Source organism: Nocardioides sp. Z35_8, assembly GCF_059621125.1.
The window spans coordinates 280000-300676 of record NZ_JCAQIE010000001.1 but is presented as its reverse complement, the minus strand read 5'-3'; the positions used below and the strand labels follow the sequence as shown (position 1 = coordinate 300676).

At 72.6% G+C, this 20677-nt stretch carries 21 protein-coding genes; 12 read left to right on the top strand and 9 right to left on the bottom strand.

The features are described from left to right. Positions 1-15: 15 nt before the first annotated feature. Positions 16-1596: a dolichyl-phosphate-mannose--protein mannosyltransferase gene (locus tag AC54T2_RS01420; protein ID WP_496665326.1), complete on the bottom strand. Its 1581-nt coding sequence runs from the start codon at positions 1594-1596 to the stop codon at positions 16-18. A 190-nt stretch (positions 1597-1786) separates the two neighbouring features. Here AC54T2_RS01420 and rsmI point away from each other — a divergent pair, with 190 nt between their 5' ends. From rsmI to AC54T2_RS01380, 8 genes are all read left to right on the top strand, one after another. After that, complete coding sequence (gene rsmI, locus AC54T2_RS01415; protein ID WP_489975180.1) at positions 1787-2617, top strand: 16S rRNA (cytidine(1402)-2'-O)-methyltransferase; 831 nt, start codon at positions 1787-1789, stop codon at positions 2615-2617. Continuing rightward, entirely contained in the window at positions 2604-3515 is a 912-nt protein-coding gene (locus tag AC54T2_RS01410; RefSeq protein WP_186339170.1) for a TatD family hydrolase, read from the top strand. Before rsmI ends, AC54T2_RS01410 begins: the two co-directional genes overlap by 14 nt. Before the next feature lie 288 nt (positions 3516-3803). Next, positions 3804-4943, top strand: coding sequence for a resuscitation-promoting factor (locus AC54T2_RS01405; protein ID WP_277395302.1), 1140 nt, complete (start codon positions 3804-3806; stop codon positions 4941-4943). Positions 4944-4972: 29 nt separating this feature from the next. Then, entirely contained in the window at positions 4973-5857 is an 885-nt protein-coding gene (rsmA, locus tag AC54T2_RS01400) for a 16S rRNA (adenine(1518)-N(6)/adenine(1519)-N(6))-dimethyltransferase RsmA (RefSeq protein WP_186339169.1), read from the top strand. Continuing rightward, positions 5854-6813 carry a 4-(cytidine 5'-diphospho)-2-C-methyl-D-erythritol kinase gene (locus AC54T2_RS01395; protein ID WP_496665325.1) on the top strand — a complete coding sequence of 320 codons (960 nt, stop codon included), beginning with the start codon at positions 5854-5856 and terminating at the stop codon, positions 6811-6813. The genes rsmA and AC54T2_RS01395 overlap by 4 nt, the downstream gene beginning before the upstream one ends. A gap of 111 nt (positions 6814-6924) precedes the next feature. Next, entirely contained in the window at positions 6925-7422 is a 498-nt protein-coding gene (locus AC54T2_RS01390; protein WP_489975177.1) for an NfeD C-terminal domain-containing protein, read from the top strand. 57 nt (positions 7423-7479) lie between these two features. Continuing rightward, positions 7480-9021, top strand: coding sequence for a flotillin family protein (locus AC54T2_RS01385; protein ID WP_186339166.1), 1542 nt, complete (start codon positions 7480-7482; stop codon positions 9019-9021). Between the two features lie 91 nt (positions 9022-9112). Continuing rightward, entirely contained in the window at positions 9113-10939 is a 1827-nt protein-coding gene (locus AC54T2_RS01380; RefSeq protein WP_489975176.1) for an ATP-binding cassette domain-containing protein, read from the top strand. Between the two features lie 99 nt (positions 10940-11038). On the opposite strand, the gene AC54T2_RS01375 is transcribed toward AC54T2_RS01380, so the two are convergent. Continuing rightward, the gene (locus AC54T2_RS01375; protein ID WP_186339164.1) at positions 11039-11524 is read right to left on the bottom strand and encodes a MarR family winged helix-turn-helix transcriptional regulator; all 486 of its coding nucleotides are present in this window, start codon (positions 11522-11524) and stop codon (positions 11039-11041) included. A gap of 176 nt (positions 11525-11700) precedes the next feature. Between AC54T2_RS01375 and AC54T2_RS01370 the strand changes: the two genes are divergently transcribed. Then, positions 11701-12501, top strand: a complete 801-nt coding sequence (locus AC54T2_RS01370) for a trans-aconitate 2-methyltransferase (RefSeq protein ID WP_496665324.1) — start codon at positions 11701-11703, stop codon at positions 12499-12501. Then, positions 12501-12878, top strand: coding sequence for a VOC family protein (locus tag AC54T2_RS01365; RefSeq protein WP_186339162.1), 378 nt, complete (start codon positions 12501-12503; stop codon positions 12876-12878). Before AC54T2_RS01370 ends, AC54T2_RS01365 begins: the two co-directional genes overlap by 1 nt. Before the next feature lie 72 nt (positions 12879-12950). Here the strand turns inward: AC54T2_RS01365 and AC54T2_RS01360 are convergent, their stop codons facing one another. The 5 genes from AC54T2_RS01360 to AC54T2_RS01340 form a co-directional block, all read right to left on the bottom strand. Continuing rightward, positions 12951-13817 carry an amino acid ABC transporter permease gene (locus AC54T2_RS01360; protein ID WP_186339161.1) on the bottom strand — a complete coding sequence of 289 codons (867 nt, stop codon included), beginning with the start codon at positions 13815-13817 and terminating at the stop codon, positions 12951-12953. Between the two features lies 1 nt (position 13818). Further along, positions 13819-14508, bottom strand: coding sequence for an amino acid ABC transporter permease (locus AC54T2_RS01355; RefSeq protein ID WP_186339160.1), 690 nt, complete (start codon positions 14506-14508; stop codon positions 13819-13821). A gap of 104 nt (positions 14509-14612) precedes the next feature. After that, on the bottom strand, positions 14613-15497 hold the full coding sequence (locus AC54T2_RS01350; protein WP_496665323.1) for a glutamate ABC transporter substrate-binding protein: 885 nt from the start codon (positions 15495-15497) through the stop codon (positions 14613-14615). A gap of 93 nt (positions 15498-15590) precedes the next feature. Beyond that, positions 15591-16367, bottom strand: coding sequence for an amino acid ABC transporter ATP-binding protein (locus AC54T2_RS01345; protein WP_496665322.1), 777 nt, complete (start codon positions 16365-16367; stop codon positions 15591-15593). A gap of 59 nt (positions 16368-16426) precedes the next feature. Further along, positions 16427-16924 (bottom strand): 2'-5' RNA ligase family protein, encoded by a 498-nt coding sequence (locus AC54T2_RS01340; protein WP_489975171.1) that lies wholly within the window; start codon positions 16922-16924, stop codon positions 16427-16429. A 90-nt stretch (positions 16925-17014) separates the two neighbouring features. On the opposite strand from AC54T2_RS01340, the gene miaB reads away from it, so the two are divergent. Further along, positions 17015-18517: a tRNA (N6-isopentenyl adenosine(37)-C2)-methylthiotransferase MiaB gene (gene miaB / locus AC54T2_RS01335; RefSeq protein WP_489975170.1), complete on the top strand. Its 1503-nt coding sequence runs from the start codon at positions 17015-17017 to the stop codon at positions 18515-18517. 200 nt (positions 18518-18717) lie between these two features. Then, positions 18718-19695, top strand: coding sequence for a type IV toxin-antitoxin system AbiEi family antitoxin domain-containing protein (locus tag AC54T2_RS01330; protein WP_206054433.1), 978 nt, complete (start codon positions 18718-18720; stop codon positions 19693-19695). Between the two features lie 119 nt (positions 19696-19814). Here AC54T2_RS01330 and AC54T2_RS01325 read toward each other — a convergent pair whose 3' ends face one another. Then, positions 19815-20120 (bottom strand): hypothetical protein, encoded by a 306-nt coding sequence (locus AC54T2_RS01325; protein ID WP_489975168.1) that lies wholly within the window; start codon positions 20118-20120, stop codon positions 19815-19817. A 14-nt stretch (positions 20121-20134) separates the two neighbouring features. After that, positions 20135-20644, bottom strand: coding sequence for an NUDIX domain-containing protein (locus AC54T2_RS01320; protein WP_496665321.1), 510 nt, complete (start codon positions 20642-20644; stop codon positions 20135-20137). Positions 20645-20677 lie beyond the last annotated feature (33 nt).

The following is a 20677-nucleotide window of genomic DNA, read 5'->3' as shown; positions in this document are numbered from 1 at the left end:
GGGAGCGGGCGGGCGTCAGATCCAGCGCAGGAACCAGATGCGGGCGTTCCACTCCGACTTCGTCAGCAGCGCGTCGGTCCAGATCGGCCAGAACCACGCGAACGCGATCAGGGCGAGCACCGTGTAGCTGCCGGCCACCACCACGCCGAACGTGCGGCGCGGGGTCGGGACGTCGGAGGTGCCGATGAGGTGGCCCATCGCGAGCACGATCGAGAGCACCAGGAAGGGCAGGGCGGTGATCGCGTAGAAGAAGAAGATGGGCCGGTCGTCGTAGGCGAACCACGGCAGCCAGGTGCTGGCGAGGCCGGCGACGGCCACCCCGTGTCGCCAGTCGCGGGCGCCGATCCACAGCAGCAGCGAGGCGACCATGGCCAGGCAGCCGCCCCACCAGATCACCGGGTTGCCGATCAGCAGGACCTGCCGGATGCAGCTCGAGCCGGACGGTGCCTCGCACCCCTGCGATCCCGGCTGGATGTCGGTCTGGGCGTCGACGCCGACCGGACGGCCGATCACCAGCCAGGTCGACGGCTTGGAGGCGTAGACGTGGGAGGAGTCGTCGAGGAAGTGGCTGTGGAACGTGTAGACGTCCCGGTGGTAGGACCACAGCGAGCGCAGCGACTGGGCCACCTCGCCCAGCCCTTCCGCGTCGGGCTCGCTCGCGGTGGGCCACGGCTCGCCGCCGCCGTAGGACGTGTACTGCGTGTTGCTGAAGGCCTCCTCGTAGGCGTCGGCATGGATCAGCCAGCCCGTCCACGACGCGACGTACGTCGCCAGCGCGACGCCGACGAGGGCGACGAACGCCGGGATGCCGTCGAGGACGACCGAGCGCAGCAGCGGTCGGCGCTGGCCGAACGCGCGGCGGGCGCCGGCGCTCCACAGCCACGCGAGCAGACCGAAGACGGCCAGGCCGTAGACGGCCGACCACTTGGTGCCGCAGGCGAGCCCGAACGCGACGCCTCCGGCGACCAGCCACGGGCGCCACCAGAAGAGACCGCGACGGCCGCCGCCGGACGCCAGCCGGTCGCGCAGCCACTGGCGGTCCGCGACCACGCAGTGCACGCCGCAGAGGGTGAAGAACGCGAGGAAGATGTCGAGCAGCGCCAGCCGCGACAGCACGAGCTGCAGGCCGTCGATCGAGAGCAGCAGCCCGCCGACGAGACCCAGCACAGTGGAGCCGGTGACGCGACGGACGAACCGGCACATCAGCAGCACCATGAGCGCGCCCACCACCGCCGACGCCGTGCGCCAGCCGGTGGGGTCCATCCCGAAGACCTTGATCCCCGCGGCGATCAGCCACTTGCCGACCTCGGGGTGCACGATCATCGACGGTCCGTCCTCGAACAAACCGGTGAGGCTGCCGTTGAGGATCGTCTTGTCGGCGTCCTCGACGTAGTCGCGCACGTAGCCGTGGTTGAGCAGCGACCACGCGTCCTTGGCGTAGTAGGTCTCGTCGAAGGCGAACGCGTGGGGCGTGCCGAGGTGCCAGCGCCGCAGGAAGAAGGCGAGGGCGGCCAGGCAGAGCGCGCCCGCCCACCCGAGCACCGGGTCCTCCGATCGCCAGCGCGGTCGATTGCGCTCGGCCGCTGTCGGAGTCACGCGAGGCACTCTAGCCAGACCCGCGCGAGGCCACGGGCGTACGCACGGCCGGGCGCGGCCGCGTCGTCGCCGACCGCGGCGGAGCCGGGAGCCGGACCCCCGCGGCGAACATCTACGGTGAACCCATGAGCACCCCCCGACGTTCTTCTCCTCCGCTCCGCTCCTCCGAACAACGCCGCGGGGACCCCGCTTGACTGGCGTCCTGGTCCTCGCGGGCACCCCGATCGGGCAGGCCGGCGACGCGCCACCGCGGCTGGCGGAGGAGCTGTCCGGCGCCGACGTGGTCGCCGCCGAGGACACCCGGCGGCTCAAGCGGCTCTGCGCCGACCTGGGCATCACGCTGCGCGGGCGGGTGGTGTCCTACTTCGAGGGCAACGAGCAGGCGCGCACGCCCGTGCTGCTGGAGGCGCTGCTCGCCGGCGAGCGGGTCGTGCTGGTGACCGATGCCGGGATGCCCAGCGTCTCCGACCCCGGCTACCGGCTGGTCGCGGCCGCGGTCGAGCACGATGTGCGCGTCACGGCGGTGCCGGGGCCGAGCGCGGTGCTCACCGCGCTCGCCGTCAGCGGCCTCCCGGTCGACCGGTTCTGCTTCGAGGGCTTCCTGCCCCGCAAGGCCGGGGAGCGCGGGCGTCGCCTGGCCGCCCTGGCCGCCGAGGAGCGGACCATGGTCTTCTTCGAGGCGCCGCACCGCACCGAGGCCGCGTTGGCGGCGATGGCCGACGCGCTGGGCGACGACCGCCCGGCCGCGGTGTGCCGCGAGCTCACCAAGACGCACGAGGAGGTGCGCCGGGGGCCGCTGGCCGAGCTGGCCGCCTGGGCCGCCGACGGCGTCCGCGGCGAGGTGACGATCGTGGTGGAGGGCTCCAGCGGCGCCCCCGCCGTCGACACCGACCCGGGCTCGATCCGCTCGGCCGTGGCGGGCCTGGAGGCGTCCGGCTCGACCCGCAAGGAGGCGATCGCCGAGGTCGCCCGTCGGGCCGGGCTGCCCAAGCGGGAGGTGTACGACGTTGTCCACCGGTGACCAGGCATCGGAGCAGGGGCCGACCCGCAGCCGCGCCGCCACCGAGGAGAGGTCGGGAGCCCGGCGCGACCGCGAGCGCCCGCCTGCGCCGGAGCCGCTGCCGCACCCCGTCGTCGACAACCACTGCCACCTCGACATCGCCGACGGCGACTGGCTCGACACCGGCGACGCGATCGCGGCGGCGGCGGCCGTCGGCGTGCCGCGGATCGTGCAGATCGGCTGTGACCTGCCGGGCGCCCGCTGGGCGGTGGCCGCGGCGGCCGAGCACGACGCCCTGGTCGCCGGCGTGGCGCTGCACCCCAACGAGGCGCCCCGGCTCGCCGAGGCCGGGCGGCTGGAGGAGGCGCTGGACGAGATCGAGCGGCTCGCGCAGTCGCACGCGAAGGTGCGCGCCATCGGCGAGACCGGGCTCGACACGTTCCGCACGGGCGAGGAGGGCCGCACCGCCCAGGAGGAGAGCTTCCGCCGCCACATCGACCTCGCCAAGCGGCTCGACAAGACGCTGGTCATCCACGACCGCGACGCCCACGACGACGTGCTCCGCGTCCTCGACGAGGAGGGTGCCCCCGAGCGCTGGGTGATGCACTGCTTCTCCGGCGACGCCTCTTTCGCGCGCCGGTGCCTCGACCGCGGGGCCCACCTCAGCTTCGCCGGCACGGTGACGTTCAAGAACGCCGCCCCCCTGCGCGAGGCGCTGGCGATCACGCCCGTCGACCGGGTGCTGGTGGAGACGGACGCGCCCTACCTGACCCCGACGCCGTGGCGCGGACGACCCAACGCGTCCTACCTGGTGCCGCACACCGTGCGGGCGATGGCCGAGGTGCTGCAGGCCGACCTGGAGCACCTCTGCCGGGCGATCGACGCCACCACCGAGGTGGCCTTCGGGGGACCCTGGTAGCCGGTCCGTCGACGGGCGGGCGTGCCCTCCCCGCGGGTGGACGTGGGGAGGGTCTCCCCAGAAATCCGCCCTCAGGAGTTTGCGTCGTCGCCCGTCATCGTTATCGTCTTGTGATTGTTGGCCGGGATCGGGAGCGATGTCCGGCAGCAGGAGGACCGGTTCGGGCCGGTCCTGCGAGACCCCCGCTCGCACGTCGCGCGACTCCCACGGCTCTTCCCGTGGATGCCGCGCACGCTCGGCCGGGGGGTGCTGCCCCCGAGGCCCGGACAGAACGACGTTCGGAGAATCGTGCGCTCTCGTCTCGCGCAGCTCAGCAGGTCCAAGACCGTCCTGGCGACCCTCGGGGCGCTCGTCGTGGCAGCCGTCGGAGGAACGACGGTCGGCTACGCCGCCCTCACCAAGGACGTGACCCTCACCCTCGACGGGGACCCTCGGCAGGTCAGCGCCATCGGCGGCACCGTCGGCGACGTCCTCGAGGCCGAGGGTGTCGAGCTCACCGACAAGGACCTGGTCGCTCCAGCGCTCGACGAGCCGGTCAGCGACGGCTCGGCCATCGCCGTGCAGTTCGGGCGACCGCTCGAGCTCTCGGTCGACGGCACGGCGCACACCTACTGGGTCAACTCGACCGACGTGGCCAGTGCCCTCGGTGAGATCGGGCGCCGCTTCGCCGGCGCCGACCTGTCGGCCAGCCGCAGCTCGGCGATCGGTCGCGACGGCCTCGCCCTCGAGGTCGTCACCCCCAAGGTGGTGCACCTCAAGCTGGGCGGCAAGCAGCTGAAGAAGCGCAAGCTGGCCGCGATGACGGTCGCCGACGTGCTCGACGACGCCGGCTTCGACGTCGACCGGCACGACAAGGTGCGTCCCTCGCTGACCACCGAGATCGCCGACGGCGACAAGATCGTCGTCACCGACATCCGGGTGGTGACCAGGAAGGTCGCCCGCGAGGTGGTCGAGGCCCCGGTCGTCGAGCGCGAGGACTCCTCGATGCTGGAGGGCAAGCAGGAGGTCGTGCGCGCCGGTCGCGACGGCGTCCGCAACGTCACCTACCGCCTGCGCTTCGTCAACGGCGAGCTCCGGGCCCGCACGGTCGTCAAGGCCGACGTGAAGGTGAAGGCCCAGCCGCGGGTCGTCCGGGTCGGCACCAAGGAGGAGCCCGAGGAGCTGGCCGCCAACTTCGCCGGCGGCAGCACCGTGTGGGACTCGCTCGCGCAGTGCGAGTCGGGCGGCAACTGGGCCATCAACACCGGCAACGGCTACTACGGCGGCCTCCAGTTCAACCTCGGCACCTGGCGCGCCTACGGCGGCACCGGCTACCCGCACCAGGCCTCCCGCGAGACCCAGATCGCGGTCGCGACGCGCCTGCGCGACGCCACCGGCGGCTACGGCTCGTGGCCGTCCTGCTCGGCCAAGCTGGGCCTGCCGCGCTGATCGGGGACCCCCCACTAGGCTTCGCGATCATGACCACGAACCCGGCCGGCCCGAGGCTCCTCGGGCCGGCCGAGGTGCGTCAGCTGGCCGCGGAGCTCGACCTGCGCCCCACCAAGCAGCGCGGCCAGAACTTCGTCATCGACGCCAACACCGTGCGCCGGATCGTGCGCGAGTCCGCCATCACCGCCGACGACGTCGTCGTCGAGGTCGGCCCGGGCCTGGGCTCGCTCACGCTGGCCCTGCTCGCGGTCGCCCGCCGGGTGATCGCCATCGAGGTCGATCCGCTCCTCGCAGGGCGGCTGCCCGCCACCATCGCGGCGTACGCCCCCGACCAGGCCGACCGCTTCGAGGTCGTGCTGGCCGACGCGATGCGCGTGGAGTCGGTGCCCGGGCCGCCGCCGACCGCGCTGGTGGCCAACCTGCCCTACAACGTCTCGGTGCCCGTCCTGCTCCACCTCCTCACCCTGCTGCCCTCGCTGGAGCGCGGCCTGGTGATGGTGCAGGCCGAGGTCGCCGACCGCCTCGCCGCGCCACCGGGGTCGAAGACCTACGGCGTGCCGAGCGTCAAGGCCGCCTGGTTCGCCGACGTGCGCCGTGCGGGCACGATCGGCCGCAACGTCTTCTGGCCCGCCCCCAACGTCGACTCCGGGCTCGTCGCCTGGACCCGGCAGGACCCGCCGCGCACGACGGCCACCCGCGAGGAGGTCTTCGCCGTCGTCGACGCCGCCTTCGCCCAGCGGCGCAAGCAGGTGCGCGCCGCGCTGCGCGGGCTGGCGGGCTCGGCCGAGGCGGCGACCGCCGCGCTCGAGGCGGCCGGCGTCGACCCCACCGCGCGCGGCGAGGTGCTCGACGTGGGCGACTTCGCCCGGATCGCCGAAGGGCTGGCGGCCACCCGGGACCGGGCGGCGGAGTGAGCACCACCGTCCGGGCGGCCGCGAAGATCAACCTCCACCTCGGCGTCGGCGCGCCCCGCGAGGACGGCTTCCACCCGCTCGACACCGTCTACCAGGCGATCTCGCTCTACGACGACGTCACGGTCTCCACCGCCAGCTCCACCCCCAACTCCACCCCCAACTCCACGGTCAGCTCCACCGTCGCCGAGGACTCGCTGTCCGTCTCCGGCTCGTCGTACGTCGACGTGGCCGGGGTGCCGACCGACGCCACCAACATCGCGCTGCGGGCGCTCGACGAGGCGCGGTGCGGGGGCGCCCACCTCGTGGAGATCGCCAAGCAGATCCCGGTCGCGGGCGGCATGGCCGGCGGCTCCGCCGACGCGGCGGCGGCCCTGCTCGCGCACGACCGGCTGCACGACCTGCGCCAGCCCGACGACGTGCTGCTGGCGCAGGCCGCCCGTCTCGGCAGCGACGTCCCGTTCTCGCTCGTGGGAGGAACGGCGCGCGGCCGTGGCCGCGGCGAGGTCGTCGAGCCGATCGTCGACCACGGCACCTGGTGGTGGGTCGTCGTCCCGGCCGCGGTCGGCCTCTCCACGCCGGAGGTCTACCGCCACTTCGACCGGCTCCACCCCGACGCGCCGGCGCAGCCCGCCGAGCCGACCGAGCTCCTGGCCGCCCTGGCCAGCGGCGAGCCCGTCCGGCTGGCGCGCGCGCTGCACAACGACCTGCAGGAGGCGGCCGTCGACCTGCGCCCCGAGCTGGGCGACCTGATCGACCGCGGCGAGGCCGGCGGCGCCCTGCGCGGCATGGTCAGCGGCTCGGGCCCCACGTGCGTCTTCCTCTGCGACTCGCAGGAGGGCTCGGCGGAGGTGCTCGCCGCGCTGTCGGCGTCGTACGACGTGGTGCTGAGCGCCGTCGGACCCGTCGCGGGCGCGCACGTCGTCGACACGCACCAGGTCGGGACGGGCCCGCGGTAGGTCAGGGATGGGGTCTTGACCCGATGGCGCGAACCGCTGCGGGCGGGGAAGCATGTCGCTATGGTGTGCGCAACGTCGACGACGTCGCACTGATCGCCTGGGGGAGGCATCGTGACCGTGTTCCTTGTCGTGGGCGGCGTCGGCGTGCTGCTGCTGCTCGTGACGCTCGTCCTCGGCGACGTCCTCGACGGCGCCCTCGAGGGCCTCAGCGCGGGACTCTTCTCGACCGAGGCCCTCGCCGGCTTCCTCGGCGCCCTCGGCTTCGGCGGCGCGATCGCCCTCGAGACCACCGGGTCGACCTCGCTCGCGGTCGTCGTCGGCCTCGTGCTCGGCGTCCTGCTCGGCTGGCTCGCCGCCCGGGCGTCACGGTTCCTCCACGGCGACGGCGAGGGCGACTCGGTGCGCACCTCCGACATGCTCGAGCGGATCGGCCAAGTGGTCAGCGCGATCCCCGAGGGGGGCTTCGGTGTCGTCTCGCTGACGGTCGGCGGCCACCTCACCCGCCTCAACGCCCGCTCGAGCGTCGCCCTGCCGGCCGGCACGCAGGTCAGCGTCACCCAGGTCATCTCGCCCACGGCCGTCCAGGTCGAGCCGCTCTTCCTTCCCTGAAGCCAGCCCTTCTCGTCTCGCACCACCCCACCTCACGCCCTCCTAGGAGCCCTGCCCATGTTCGGACTGTCCCCGGTGATCACCGCGGTGATCGGCCTCGTCGTCCTCCTCGTGCTGCTGGCGCTGCTGGTCACCACGCGCTACAAGGTGGCCGGGCCCAACGAGTCGTTCATCGTCACCGGACGCAAGGGCAAGGGGGAGGTGCGCAACCCGGAGACGGGTGAGATCTCGACCGACCTGTCGGGCCAGAAGGTCGTCATGGGCGGGGGCGTGTTCGTCATCCCCTTCGTGCAGCGCCTCGCGACGCTCGACCTGTCCTCGCGCCGGATCTCGGTGCAGATCCGCGGCGCGGTGTCCGGACAGGGCATCAAGCTCAACCTCGACGGAGTCGCGCTGGTCAAGGTCGGTGGCAACGAGGACTCGATCCGCGCCGCGGGCCAGCGCTTCCTCAGCCAGCAGGGCGAGATCGAGACCTTCACCCAGGAGGTCCTCGCCGGCGCGCTGCGCTCGATCGTCGGCTCCATGTCGGTCGAGCAGATCATCCGCGACCGCGCCGCCTTCGCCCAGCGCGTCGCCGAGGAGTCCGAGTCCTCGCTCACCGGCCAGGGCCTGGTGCTCGACACCTTCCAGATCCAGGACATCACCGACGACGGCTCCTACCTCGCCGACCTCGGTCGTCCCGAGGCCGCCAAGCTCAACCAGCTCGCCTCCATCGCCGAGGCCAACGCCCGCCAGGCGGCCGAGCAGGCGCGCATCGCCGCCGAGCAGGAGATCGCGGTCACCCAGCGCGCCCTCGCGCTCAAGAACGCCGAGATCAAGGCCGAGACCGACGCCGCCAACGCCCAGGCAGCGGCCGCCGGGCCGCTCGCCCAGGCCGACCGCGACCAGGCCGTGCTGCTCGAGCAGGAGAAGGTCGCGGTCCACCAGGCGGCGCTCAAGGAGCGCCAGCTCGACACCGAGGTCCGCAAGCCCGCCGACGCCGAGCGCTACCGCGTCGAGACCGAGGCGCAGGGCCGTCGCGCCTCCGCCATCCTCGAGGCCGAGGCCCGCAAGGCGTCGTCGATCGCCAACGCCGAGGCCGAGGCCGAGAAGGCCCGCCTGACCGGTGAGGGCGAGAAGTCGCGTCGCTCGGCGCTCGCCGAGGCCGAGGCCATCGAGGGTGCCAAGCGCGGTGAGGCCGAGAAGGCCCGTCGCGTCGCCGAGGCCGACGCGCTCCGTGCCGAGGGTGAGGCCCAGGCCGCCACCATCCTCGCCGCCGGCCAGGCCGAGGCCGAGGCCATGGACAAGAAGGCCGCCGCCTTCGCCGGCTACAACGAGGCCGCCGTGCTCCAGATGCTCATCGAGGTGATGCCCAAGGTGGCCGCCGAGCTGGCTCGCCCGATGGGCAACATCGACAAGCTGACGGTCATCTCGGCCGACGGCGCCGGCGAGCTGCCCAAGCAGGTGACCAACAACCTCGTGCAGACCATGGAGATGCTCAAGGCCACCACCGGCCTCGACGTCGAGTCGCTGATACAGAAGTACTCCGGCACCAACGGCTCGGCCACGCCGACCCTGGGCGAGGGGTCCTCCGCGGCCGGCGGCCAGTCGGACTCCTGACGCCGTCGGGCGTTCCCCTCACGCAGCGCCCGTGAGGGGGGCGTGCGCCGATCCGTGCCGAGCGGGGTGCACCTGAGAGGATCGCCCGGACATGGCGAACCTGATCAACCTCGAGCGCGTCTCGAAGTCCTACGGCGTACGGCCCCTGCTCGACGACGTCTCCCTCGGTATCTCGGTGGGCGAGCGCGTCGGCGTCGTCGGCCGCAACGGTGACGGCAAGACGACCCTGCTCGAGGTGATGACGGGCCTCGAGGAGCCCGACTCCGGACGCGTCTCGCGCACCCGTGGCATCGAGATCGGCTACCTCCACCAGGGCGACGAGCTCGTCGACACCCACACCGTCCGCGAGGCGGTGCTCGGTGGCCGGCAGGACCACGAGTGGGCCGCCGACGCCACCACCCGCGAGGTCGTCGAGGAGCTGCTGGCGGGCGTCACCCTCGACCGCGCCGTGGTCGGCCTGTCCGGCGGCGAGCGCCGTCGGTGCGCCCTGGCCGCCCTGCTGCTCTCGCGCCACGACCTGATCGTGCTCGACGAGCCGACCAACCACCTCGACGTCGAGGCCGTCGCCTGGCTCGCCGCGCACCTCGTCCAGCTCCCGTCCGCGCTGATCGTCGTGACCCACGACCGGTGGTTCCTCGACGCCGTCTGCCAGACCACGTGGGAGGTCCACGACGGCGCGGTCGACGCCTACGAGGGCGGCTACGCGGCCTACGTGCTGGCCAAGGCGGAGCGCCAGCGGCAGGCGGCAGCCACCGAGACGCGGCGGCTCAACCTCGCCCGCAAGGAGCTCGCCTGGCTGCGCCGCGGCGCCCCCGCGCGTACGTCGAAGCCCAAGTTCCGCATCGAGGCCGCCAACGCGCTCATCGACGACGTGCCCCCGCCGCGCGACCGCATCGAGCTGCAGCGCTTCGCCAGCCAGCGGCTGGGCAAGGACGTCATCGACATCGAGGACGTCGACCTGTCCCGCGGCGACCGGCGCCTGCTCGAGCACGCCACGTGGCGCATCGGTCCCGGCGACCGGGTGGGCATCGTGGGCGTCAACGGCGCGGGCAAGACCTCGCTGCTCTCGCTGATCTCCGGCACCCTCGCCCCCGACGTGGGCCGGGTCAAGCACGGCCGCACGGTGCAGATGCAGCACCTCACCCAGGCGCTCGACGAGATCGACCCCGACGCGCGGGTGCTGCCGACGGTGGAGTCGATCCGCCGCGTCAGCAAGACCCTCGACGGCCAGGAGGTCACCGCCACCTCGCTGCTCGAGCGCTTCGGCTTCACCGGCGACCGGCTGACCGCCCGCCTGGGCGACCTGTCGGGTGGCGAGCGGCGACGCTTCCAGCTGCTCAAGCTGCTGCTCAGCGAGCCCAACGTGCTGCTCCTCGACGAGCCGACCAACGACCTCGACATCGACACCCTCAACGTCCTCGAGGACTTCCTCGACTCCTGGCCCGGCACGCTCGTCGTCGTCTCCCACGACCGCTACTTCCTCGAGCGGGTCACCGACTCGATCTGGGCCCTGCTCGGCGACGGCCAGGTCTCGATGCTGCCCCGGGGGGTCGAGGAGTACCTCGAGCGCCGCGCGGCCCTCCCGGCGGCCCCGTCGGCCGGGCCGTCCACCGCTGCGTCCTCCGCTGCGTCCTCTGCTGGGTCCTCGTCAGCACCCGCCGGTACGCCCTCGCCCGACGTCGCTGCCAGGGCCCGGCCCGGCTCGGCCGAGGACCGCGCCGCCCGCAAGGTGCTGGCCCGGGTCGAGAAGCAGCTCGAGCGCATCGCCGAGCGGGAGGCCGAGCTCCACGCCGAGATGGAGGCCAACCTGTCCGACTACGACCTCCTCGCCCGCGTCGGCGCCCAGCTCGGCGAGCTCGCCGCCGAGAAGGAGGAGCTGGAGCTGGAGTGGCTCGAGGCCTCCGAGGTCGTGGAGTAGCCGGGTCCGGGCCCTCCTGTCGAAGTCCCCGCTCGAGCGGGGACTCCGACACCTGGAGGCGGTTGCAACCCCCTCCAGGTGTCAGACTTCCCCACCAGGTCAGCTGAAGGGCGCGAGCAGCGAGCGCAGCAGAGCGGCGAGCTCGGTGCGGTCGCGGTCGGACAGGTCCGACATCAGGTCGGCCTCGGCCGCCAGCAGCGCCTCGAACGCCCCGTCGACGGCGGCCTTGCCGTCGGCGGTCAGCCGCACGAGCACGCCGCGCCGGTCGTGCGGGTCGGGGAGCCGCTCCACCAGGCCGCGGCCGGCGAGCCGGTCGACCCGGTTGGTCATCGTGCCGCTGGTCACGAGCGTCTCGCGCAGCAGCCTGCCGGGGGAGAGCTCGTAGGGCTGGCCGGCGCGGCGCAGCGCGGCCAGCACGTCGAACTCCCACGACTCGATGCCGTGGGCGGTGAAGGCGTCGCGGCGGGCCAGGTCGAGGTGGCGGGCCAGCCGGCTGATGCGCGAGAAGACCTCGACGGGCGCGAGGTCCAGGTCGCCGCGCTCGCGGCCCCAGGCCTCGACCAGGTCGTCCACCTCGTCACGCATGGAGGACATCGTGCCAGATCGGTCGAGAATCTTGACATCGAGACTGTTCGGGCGAGAGGGTGAACTATCTCGACATCAAGATATGTTACGGACGAGATCCGCCGGGTATGGGACGGTCGGACGGGCGACCCGTTCGCCACTGGACGCCCGGCGTTCGAGCGAGGAGGACACACGACATGAGCCACAGCTGGGACCCCGACCGCTACCTGGCGTACGCCGACGAGCGCGGGAGGCCGTTCGTCGACCTGCTCGCGCGGGTGCCCGCGGAGAACCCCCATGTCGTGGTCGACCTCGGCTGCGGGCCGGGCAACCTCACCGCCCTGCTGGCCGACCGGTGGACCGGCGCCCGCGTCATCGGCGTCGACAGCAGCCCCGAGATGATCGCCGCCGCCCGCGCCCTCGACGGCATCGAGTGGGAGGTCGGCGACCTCCGCGACTGGGCCCAGCCCGACCCGCTGGCCCTGCGCGAGCCGATCGACGTGCTCGTCTCCAACGCCACGCTCCAGTGGATCCCCGACCACCTCGAGCTCCTTCCGGGCCTGCTCGACCGCGTGCAGCCCGGGGGGTGGCTCGCGTTCCAGGTGCCGGGCAACTTCGACGAGCCCAGCCACACCATGCGCGCCGACCTCGCCGCGCGATCGCCGTACGCGGAGCACGTGCGCGGGGTGCGGGTGCCGGCCAGCCACGACCCCGACGACTACGCCCGGGTGCTGCTCGACCGCGGCTGCGAGGTCGACGTGTGGGAGACGACCTACCTCCACGTCCTCACCGGCCCGGACCCCGTCTTCGACTGGGTCTCGGGCACCGGAGCCAGGCCGACGCTGCTGGCGCTGCCCGACGACCTGCGCTCGCACTTCGAGGACGAGTTCAAGGCGCTGCTGCGCGCGGCCTACCCCGCCGACGACTCCGGCCGCGTCATCCTGCCGTTCCGCCGGATCTTCGTGGTCGCGCGCAAGGCTCCGGGGGTGCTGGTCTGATGCGGCTGCACCACGTGCAGGTCGCCTGCCCGCCCGGAGGGGAGGAGGCGGCGCGTCGGTTCTACGCCGACGCGCTCGGCATGAGCGAGGTCGACAAGCCGGCCGACCTCGTCGCCCGCGGCGGCTGCTGGTTCCGGGCGTACGACGACGCGGGCGCGGTGGCGGCCGAGCTGCACGTCGGCGTCGAGGACCCGTTCGCGCCGGCGCGCAAGGCGCACCCGGCCTTCGTCGTCGACGACCTGGCCGAGGTCTCCGCACGGCTGCAGGGGCTCGGCTTCGAGGTCGACGAGCGGGAGCGCGACTCGTTCCCCGGCCACGTCCGCCTCCACACCCGCGACGGTCACGGCAACCGCGTCGAGGTGCTCCAGCGCCGCTGAGCCGATGTCCCCGGGATCGGGCCACCTCCGCCGATCCGCGGACGCACGGCGCTGGCGGGCGCACTCAGGTGGCTAGGCCAGTGGCTTGGCCTCGGCCGTCGACTCGCCCACCATGCTGACCTCGAGGACCTTCTTCTCACCGACGAACTTGTGCTGCAGCCAGGTGGCCAGCCACGTCAGCAGCAGGTTGACGACCACGTAGATCGCCGTGATGACGATGATCGTCGGGACGTGGTTGCCGAAGCTCTGGTAGATCGGCTTGGCGATCCGGGTGAGGCCGAGGCCGGCCACGGCGTAGCCGAGGCTGGTGTCCTTGAGGGCCACCACCATCTGGCTGATGATCGCGGGGATCATGATCTTGACCGCCTGCGGCAGCAGCACGATCGTCATGACCTGCGTCTTGCGCATGCCGATGGCGTACGCCGCCTCCGCCTGACCCCTCGGCACGGCGTTGATGCCGGCGCGGAAGACCTCGGCGAGCACGGCGCCGTTGTAGAGGGTGAGCGCGAGCACGACCGACCAGTAGGTGCGGCGGCTGAGCTCGTCCATGCCGCCGAAGATCGCGTAGAAGCAGAAGATCATCAGCATGATGACCGGCACCGCGCGGAAGAACTCCACGACGAGCCAGCACGGCCAGCGCACCCAGCCGTGGTCCGACAGCTTGCCCACGCCGAACAGCACGCCGAACACGACGGCGCCGATGACGGCGCTGAAGGCCATCTGGAGGGTGATCAGCAGGCCGTCGACCAGGATCGCCTCGATGTAGCGCGGGGTGAGGAACGGCTCCCACTTGTCGTACTCGAGCTGGCCGGTGGCCTGCAGGCGCCACACGACGAAGGCGAGGGCGGCGACGACGCCGACGCCGGCGATGATGCTGTAGGTGCGGTGCCGCGCGCGGGTGGCGGGCCCAGGGGCGTCGAAGAGGACTCCGGTGCTCATGTCAGGCCACCTTCCAACGGCGCTCGAGCATCGTCGAGACCAGGGAGATGATCTCGACGAGGATGACGTAGCCGATCGCGAAGGCGATGAAGATGCCCCAGCGCTGGTCGGCGTAGTCGTTGGTGAAGCCCTTCATCCGGCCGACTGCCTCGATCACGCCGAAGACTCCGGCGACCGAGGTGTTCTTGAGCAGGGCGATGAGGGTGCTGGCCAGCGGCGGCACCGAGGCTCGGATCGCCTGGGGCAGCACGACCTGGGACATCACGCCGGTGAACGGCAGGCCGATCGCGCGGGCCGCCTCGGCCTGCCCGAGGGGCACCGCGTTGACGCCGGAGCGGATGGCCTCGCACACGAAGGCCGCCGTGTAGAGGCTGAGGGAGGCGACCGCGGCGCTGAAGAACGAGGTGAAGTCGAAGGGGCCGATGTGGATGTCGACCCAGGTGAAGCGGAGGGCGTCGAAGATCTTGCCGGCGCCGAGCTGGAAGAACAGGAAGATCATGACCAGCGGGGTGTTGCGCACGAGCGTGACGTAGGCCGTGCCGAAGATGCGCAGCACCGAGACCGGGCCGACCCGCATGGCGGCGAGCAGCGTGCCGAGCGCGAGCGAGAGCACGGCGGAGACCAGGAAGAGGAAGATCGTGTAGCCGAAGGCCCTCAGCACCAGGTCGAAGTTGTCCAGGACGGCGTTCACGCCACTCCTCTCTCGGTCGGGCCCGGCCTCAGCTCGGGGCCCGGTGGGAGACACGGCCCCGGGCCCGCCGAGGACGGCAGGCCCGGGATCCGGTCAAGTGGGTACTACTCGCAGGAGTCCATCTCCGGCAGCTCGGGCACCTCGACGCCCGAGGGGCCGAGGGTGGCGTTGAACGCCTCCTCGTACGTGCCGTCGTCGTAGGCCTCGGTGATCGTGTCGACGATCCACTGGCACATCTCGGGGTAGTCCTGGGAGTAGCCGACGCCGATGCGCTCCTCGGAGAACTCCTCGCCGACGACCTTGAGCTCGCCCTCGTTCTGCGCGGCGTAGCCGGCGAGGATCGTGCCGTCGGTCGTCATCGCCTCGACGGTGCCGTCGAGGACCTTCTCGACGCACTCGGAGTAGGTGTCGAAGCCGACCGGCTTGGCGCCCTCGGCCTCGATGTTGTCGAGCGAGGTGGACCCGGTGACCGAGCACACCTCCTTGCCCTTGACGTCGGCGACGTCGTCGATGTCGCTGTCGGCCTTCACCAGCAGCTGCTGGCCGGTGACGAGGTAGGGGCCGGCCTGGCCGACGACCTGGCGGCGCTCGTCGGTGATGGAGTACGACGCCAGCACGAGGTCGACGGTGTTGTCCTCCAGGAAGGGCTCACGGTTGTCGGAGATCGTCTCGACCCACTCGACGTCGGTCTCCGGGTCGATGCCGAGGCTCGCGGCGAGCACCTTCGCCATCTCCACGTCGAACCCGGTGGGCACGTCGGAGGCGGCGTCCTTGAAGCCGAGGCCGGGCTGGTCGTACTTGACGCCGATCTTGATCTTGCCGTCCTCGGCAAGCTCCTTCATCCGGGTGCCGTCGTCGAAGTTGTCGGCCGCGTTCTCGGTCACCTCGACCTCGGCGCTCTCGGTGTCCTCGCCGGCGTCGCCGCAGGCGGCCAGCGACAGGGCGAGTCCCGCCGTGGCGATGACCGCCTTCGTCCTGATGAATCTCATGCGTTGTTCTCCTTTGGTTCGCGGCCCCGAGGCCGTCGGTGGGTTCCGGGTGGGGAGCTGCGGGGGGAGGGGCGGGGAAGGGCGGGGAAGGCCTCAGTGCTTGAGGATCTTGCCCAGGAAGTCCTTGGCGCGGTCCGAGCGCGGGTGGATGAAGAACTCCTCGGGGGTGTTCTCCTCCACGATCGCGCCGTCGGCCATGAACACGACGCGGTCGGCGGCCGTGCGGGCGAAGCCCATCTCGTGGGTGACGACGATCATCGTCATGCCCTGCTCGGCGAGGTCGACCATGACGTCGAGGACCTCCTTGATCATCTCCGGGTCGAGCGCGGAGGTCGGCTCGTCGAAGAGCATCACCTTCGGCTCCATGGCCAGGGCGCGGGCGATGGCCACGCGCTGCTGCTGGCCGCCGGAGAGCTGGGCGGGGTACTTGTTGGCCTGGTGGTCGACGCCGACCCGCTCGAGCAGCTCGCGGGCCTTCTGCTCGGCCGCGGCCCGGCTCATGCCGCGCACCTTGATCGGCCCGAGGGTGACGTTCTCGAGGATCGTCTTGTGGGCGAAGAGGTTGAAGCTCTGGAAGACCATGCCGACCTCGGCCCGCAGTGCGGCGAGCGCCTTGCCCTCCTGGGGCAGGTCCAAGCCGTCGAGGGTGATCGTGCCCTCGTCGATGGTCTCGAGCCGGTTGATCGTGCGGCACAGGGTGGACTTGCCGGACCCGGACGGGCCGATCACGACGACCACCTCGCCGCGCGTCACGGTGAGGTCGATGTCGCGGAGTGCGTGGAGCTGCCCGAAGTACTTCTGGACGCCGTTCAGCACGACGAGGGGCTCGCCCCGGCCGGCGCTGACGGTGGCCGTTTGCTGCGCGGTCATGGGGGCAACCTATCGGCAGGTGGCCCGCGCGGACCATCAGGCATGGCCCCCGGGGACCATCACAGAGTGGTGACGATTCCCGCGTCGGGGTCCCACCGGCGCAGCGACGACAGGGTCACCACCACGTCCTCGTGGCCCAGCACGCCGACCGCGCGGCCCACGTCGGCTCGTGCCATCCGCCGCGCCAGCGTGAGGTGGGGGAGCCACCCGACGTGCTGGACGTCACGCACCCGCGAGCGCAGGTCGAGCACGGCGCGCACCAGCGCGTCCGGCACGTCGAGGACCCGGACCAGCGAGACCCGGCTGCCGCCGAGGAGGGCGAGCCCCGAGGCGCGGACCTCCACCGGCAGCAACGGCCCGAGGAGGTCGTTGGCCCGCTGCTCGTCGTCCCCGCCGAGCGCCGGGGCCGCGACGACCGTCACGTGCGGGCTGTTGGTCGACCCGCGGTGGTCGAGCTGCGACGGCAGCCCGGCGTCGCGCAGCGCCTGCCAGTCCCGGCGTACGGCCTCGCGACCGGTCTCGTCCGGCAGCAGCTCGAGCGCGTGCATGCGGGGCATGCCGCGAGCCTAGGCACGGTGCCGCGGCGGGCGCGGGGTCCTCGTCGCGATTGCCCCCGCCCCCGCGCGCCGCCGTACCCTTGAACGGTCATGAGCACCGTCGCAGAGACCCCCGCACGCACCTACGAGGTCAAGACCCACGGGTGCCAGATGAACGTCCACGACTCCGAGCGGCTCAGCGGCCTGCTCGAGGACGCGGGCTACGTCCGCGCCGCGGCGGACGAGCAGGCCGACGTCGTCGTCTTCAACACGTGCGCGGTGCGCGAGAACGCCGACAACAAGCTCTACGGCAACCTCGGTCACCTCGCCCCGGTCAAGGCCGCCAGGCCGGGCATGCAGATCGCCGTCGGTGGCTGCCTGGCGCAGAAGGACCGCGACACCATCACCCAGCGGGCGCCGTGGGTCGACGTCGTCTTCGGCACCCACAACATCGGCTCGCTGCCGGTGCTGCTCGAGCGGGCCAGGGTGGCCGAGGAGGCGCAGGTCGAGATCCTCGAGTCGCTGTCGGTCTTCCCCTCGACGCTGCCCACCAAGCGCGAGTCGGCGTACGCCGCCTGGGTGTCGATCTCGGTCGGGTGCAACAACACGTGCACCTTCTGCATCGTCCCCGCCCTGCGCGGCAAGGAGAAGGACCGCCGCCCCGGCGAGGTCCTCGCCGAGGTCGAGGCGCTGGTCGCGGAGGGCGTCACCGAGATCACCCTGCTGGGCCAGAACGTCAACGCCTACGGCGTGGAGTTCGGCGACCGCCAGGCGTTCTCCAAGCTGCTGCGCGCCTGCGGCTCGATCGAGGGGCTCGAGCGGGTGCGCTTCACCTCGCCGCACCCGGCGGAGTTCACCGACGACGTCATCGAGGCGATGGCCGAGACGCCCAACGTGATGCCGTCGCTGCACATGCCGCTGCAGTCGGGCTCCGACAAGGTGCTGCGCGACATGCGCCGCTCCTACCGCCAGTCGAAGTACCTCGGCATCATCGAGCGCGTGCGCGCCGCGATCCCCGACGCCGCGATCACCACCGACATCATCGTGGGCTTCCCCGGCGAGACCGAGGAGGACTTCCGGGCCACCCTCGACGTGGTCCGCGCCGCTCGCTTCTCCGCCGCCTTCACCTTCCAGTACTCCAAGCGCCCCGGCACCCCGGCCGCCGTGCTCGAGGACCAGGTGCCGCCGGACGTCGTCAAGGACCGCTACCAGCGCCTGATCGAGGTGGTCGAGGAGGTCGCCTGGGCCGAGAGCAAGGCGATCGTGGGCCGCACCGTCGAGCTGATGGTCGCCGAGGGCGAGGGCCGCAAGGACGTCGCGACCAAGCGCCTGTCCGGTCGCGCCCGCGACAACCGGCTCGTCCACTTCGCCGCCGACTTCTCGGCCGTGCCCGACGACTCCGTCCGCCCCGGCGACATGGTGGAGGTCGAGATCACCTACGCCGCGCCCCACCACCTCGTCGCCGACGGTCCGATCCGCTCCGTGCGCCGCACCCGCGCCGGCGACGCCTGGGAGCGGCGTACGTCCGCCCCCGCGGCTCCCGCCTCCGTCGGGCTCGGCATGCCCGCGGTCGGCGTCCCCGCCCCGCTTCCCCCCGCTCCCGCCTGCGGCTGAGCCCGCCCGCCGCTCGCCCGCCCGCTTGTCGTCTGGTCGTCTGTCGGCTGTCGTCTGTCGGAGTCTCCGCTCGAGCGGGGACTTCGACAGGAGCGTGGAGCATCCGAGCCACCAGGTGACCCGGATCCTCCACGATCGCCTCATCCACAGATCGGGCGGAGGGGGTCGCGCCGAGGAGCGCGGTCGTCGAGCGTGGTCGGGTGTTCGATCTGGACTCCCTGCTCGCCTCCCAGGACGGGGTCGTCTCCCGCGCGCAGGCACTGGGCGCGGGCCTGCTGCCGCACGACCTGCGCCGGATGGTGCGCCGCCGCGAGCTGGCGCCGCTGCACCCCGGCGTGTACGTCGCCCACACCGGCGACCCCGTGTGGGTCCAGCGGGCCTGGGGCGCGGTGCTCGCCTGCGCGAGTCCGCGCGGCGTCGCGGGCGTCGAGCTCGGCGCGGCGCTGGCGGGTGTCTCAGCGATGCGGGCGGCGGACGGCCCCGGGCGTCCGGACGGCGACGCCGGCCCGATCCACGTCGTGGTCCCGCGCAGCCGACGGGTGGTCGCGCCGGAGGGGGTACGCGTCACGCGCACCTTCCTGCTCCGCGACCGGGTCGGCTGGAACCTCGGACCGCCTCGACTGCGCTACGAGGAGGCGGCGCTCGACGTCGCACTGGGCACGGTCGGCGATCTCGCGGCGGTCGGAGCGGTCGCCCGCGCGGTGCAGGGTCGCCACACCACGGCTGTACGCCTGCAGCACGCCCTCGCCCACCGCGCTCGGGCCCCGCGCCGCGACTTCCTTGACGCCGTCCTGCGCGACGTGGCCGACGGGTCGTGCTCGGTCCTGGAGCACGCCTTCGTCACCCGCGTCGAACGTCCCCACGGGCTGCCGCGCGCCGAGCGACAGCAGCGCGCCGGCACCGTCACGGGCGTGGTCTATCGCGACGCGTCCTATGGCCTGCGCCTGCTCGAACTCGACGGACGCCTGTGGCACGACACCGCCGAGCAGCGCGACCGCGACTTCGAGCGCGACCTGGACGCGGCCGTCGAGGGGCGCGACACCGTACGCCTCACGTGGGGGCAGGTCGTCGGCCGGCCGTGCTCGACCGCGGCCAAGGTCTCGGCGCTGCTGGAGCGGGATGGATGGCCGCCGGCCAGGTCGTGCGGCGGTGGATGTGCGCTCGAGCGGGCGGCATGAGCGCGGTGCCTGTCTGTCGAGGTCTGTCGAGGTCTGTCGGAGTCCCCGCTCGAGCGGGGACTCCGACAGGAGCGTGGAGGATCCGAGCCACCAGGTGACTCGGATCCTCCACGATGTGGTCAGGCGGGGGGCTCGGGGGACCCGTCCTCGGCCTGCTGGCCGGCGGTGGGCTCCCCGGAGGCCTCCTCACGCGGGGTGTCGGACTCCTTGTCCTCCGCCTCGCCCTCGGGCGCCTGCGGCTTCTCGTCGGGCTCGGCGATCTCGTCGGGCAGCACGTCGTCCACGGCCGGGTTCTCGTCCGGGTCCAGGTCGCGCGCGAGGCCCGCGTCGGCGGGGTCCTCCTGCAGCGCGTCGATCCCACCGGGGACCAGCTGCGGCTCCTCGGAGTACGGCTCGGGCATCGGGCTCAGTTGTTCGTCGGTCATCGATTCCCTCCCTGTCATCCGGGTGATCCTGCCTCGCCCGTCCCGCCCGGGCCACCCCCGGGCGGAGGGGCGTCCCACCCGAAGGTGAGGTAGCCGACCCCGGAGAACAGGTGCGCCAGCGCGTGCGCCTCGTGCGGCACCATCGGCTCGGGCAGGTCGTCGAGGCGGCACCAGCGCTGCTCGGCGCACTTCTCCGGCTCGACGATGCGCGGCTCGCCGGTCCACGACCGCGACGTGAAGAACCAGTCCACCCGCTCCTCGATCGCCGGCCCGAACTGGCTGCGCTGCATGGTCAGCACGAAGTCGAGCTCGAGGTCGGTGATGCCGAGCTCCTCGAGCGCCTCGCGCCGGGCGGCGTCGTACGCCGTCTCGCCGGGCTCGACGTGGCCCGCGGCGCCCGCCGCCCAGTGGCCGGGCATGTAGGGCACCGGCCCGCGCCGCTGGAGCAGCACCTCCGTCCCGCCGGACGACTCGCGGAGCAGGTAGACGTAGGACGCCGGGACGAGGGCGAAGTGGTCGCTCACCCGCCCACCGTAGGGCGCTGCGACAATCGGCTC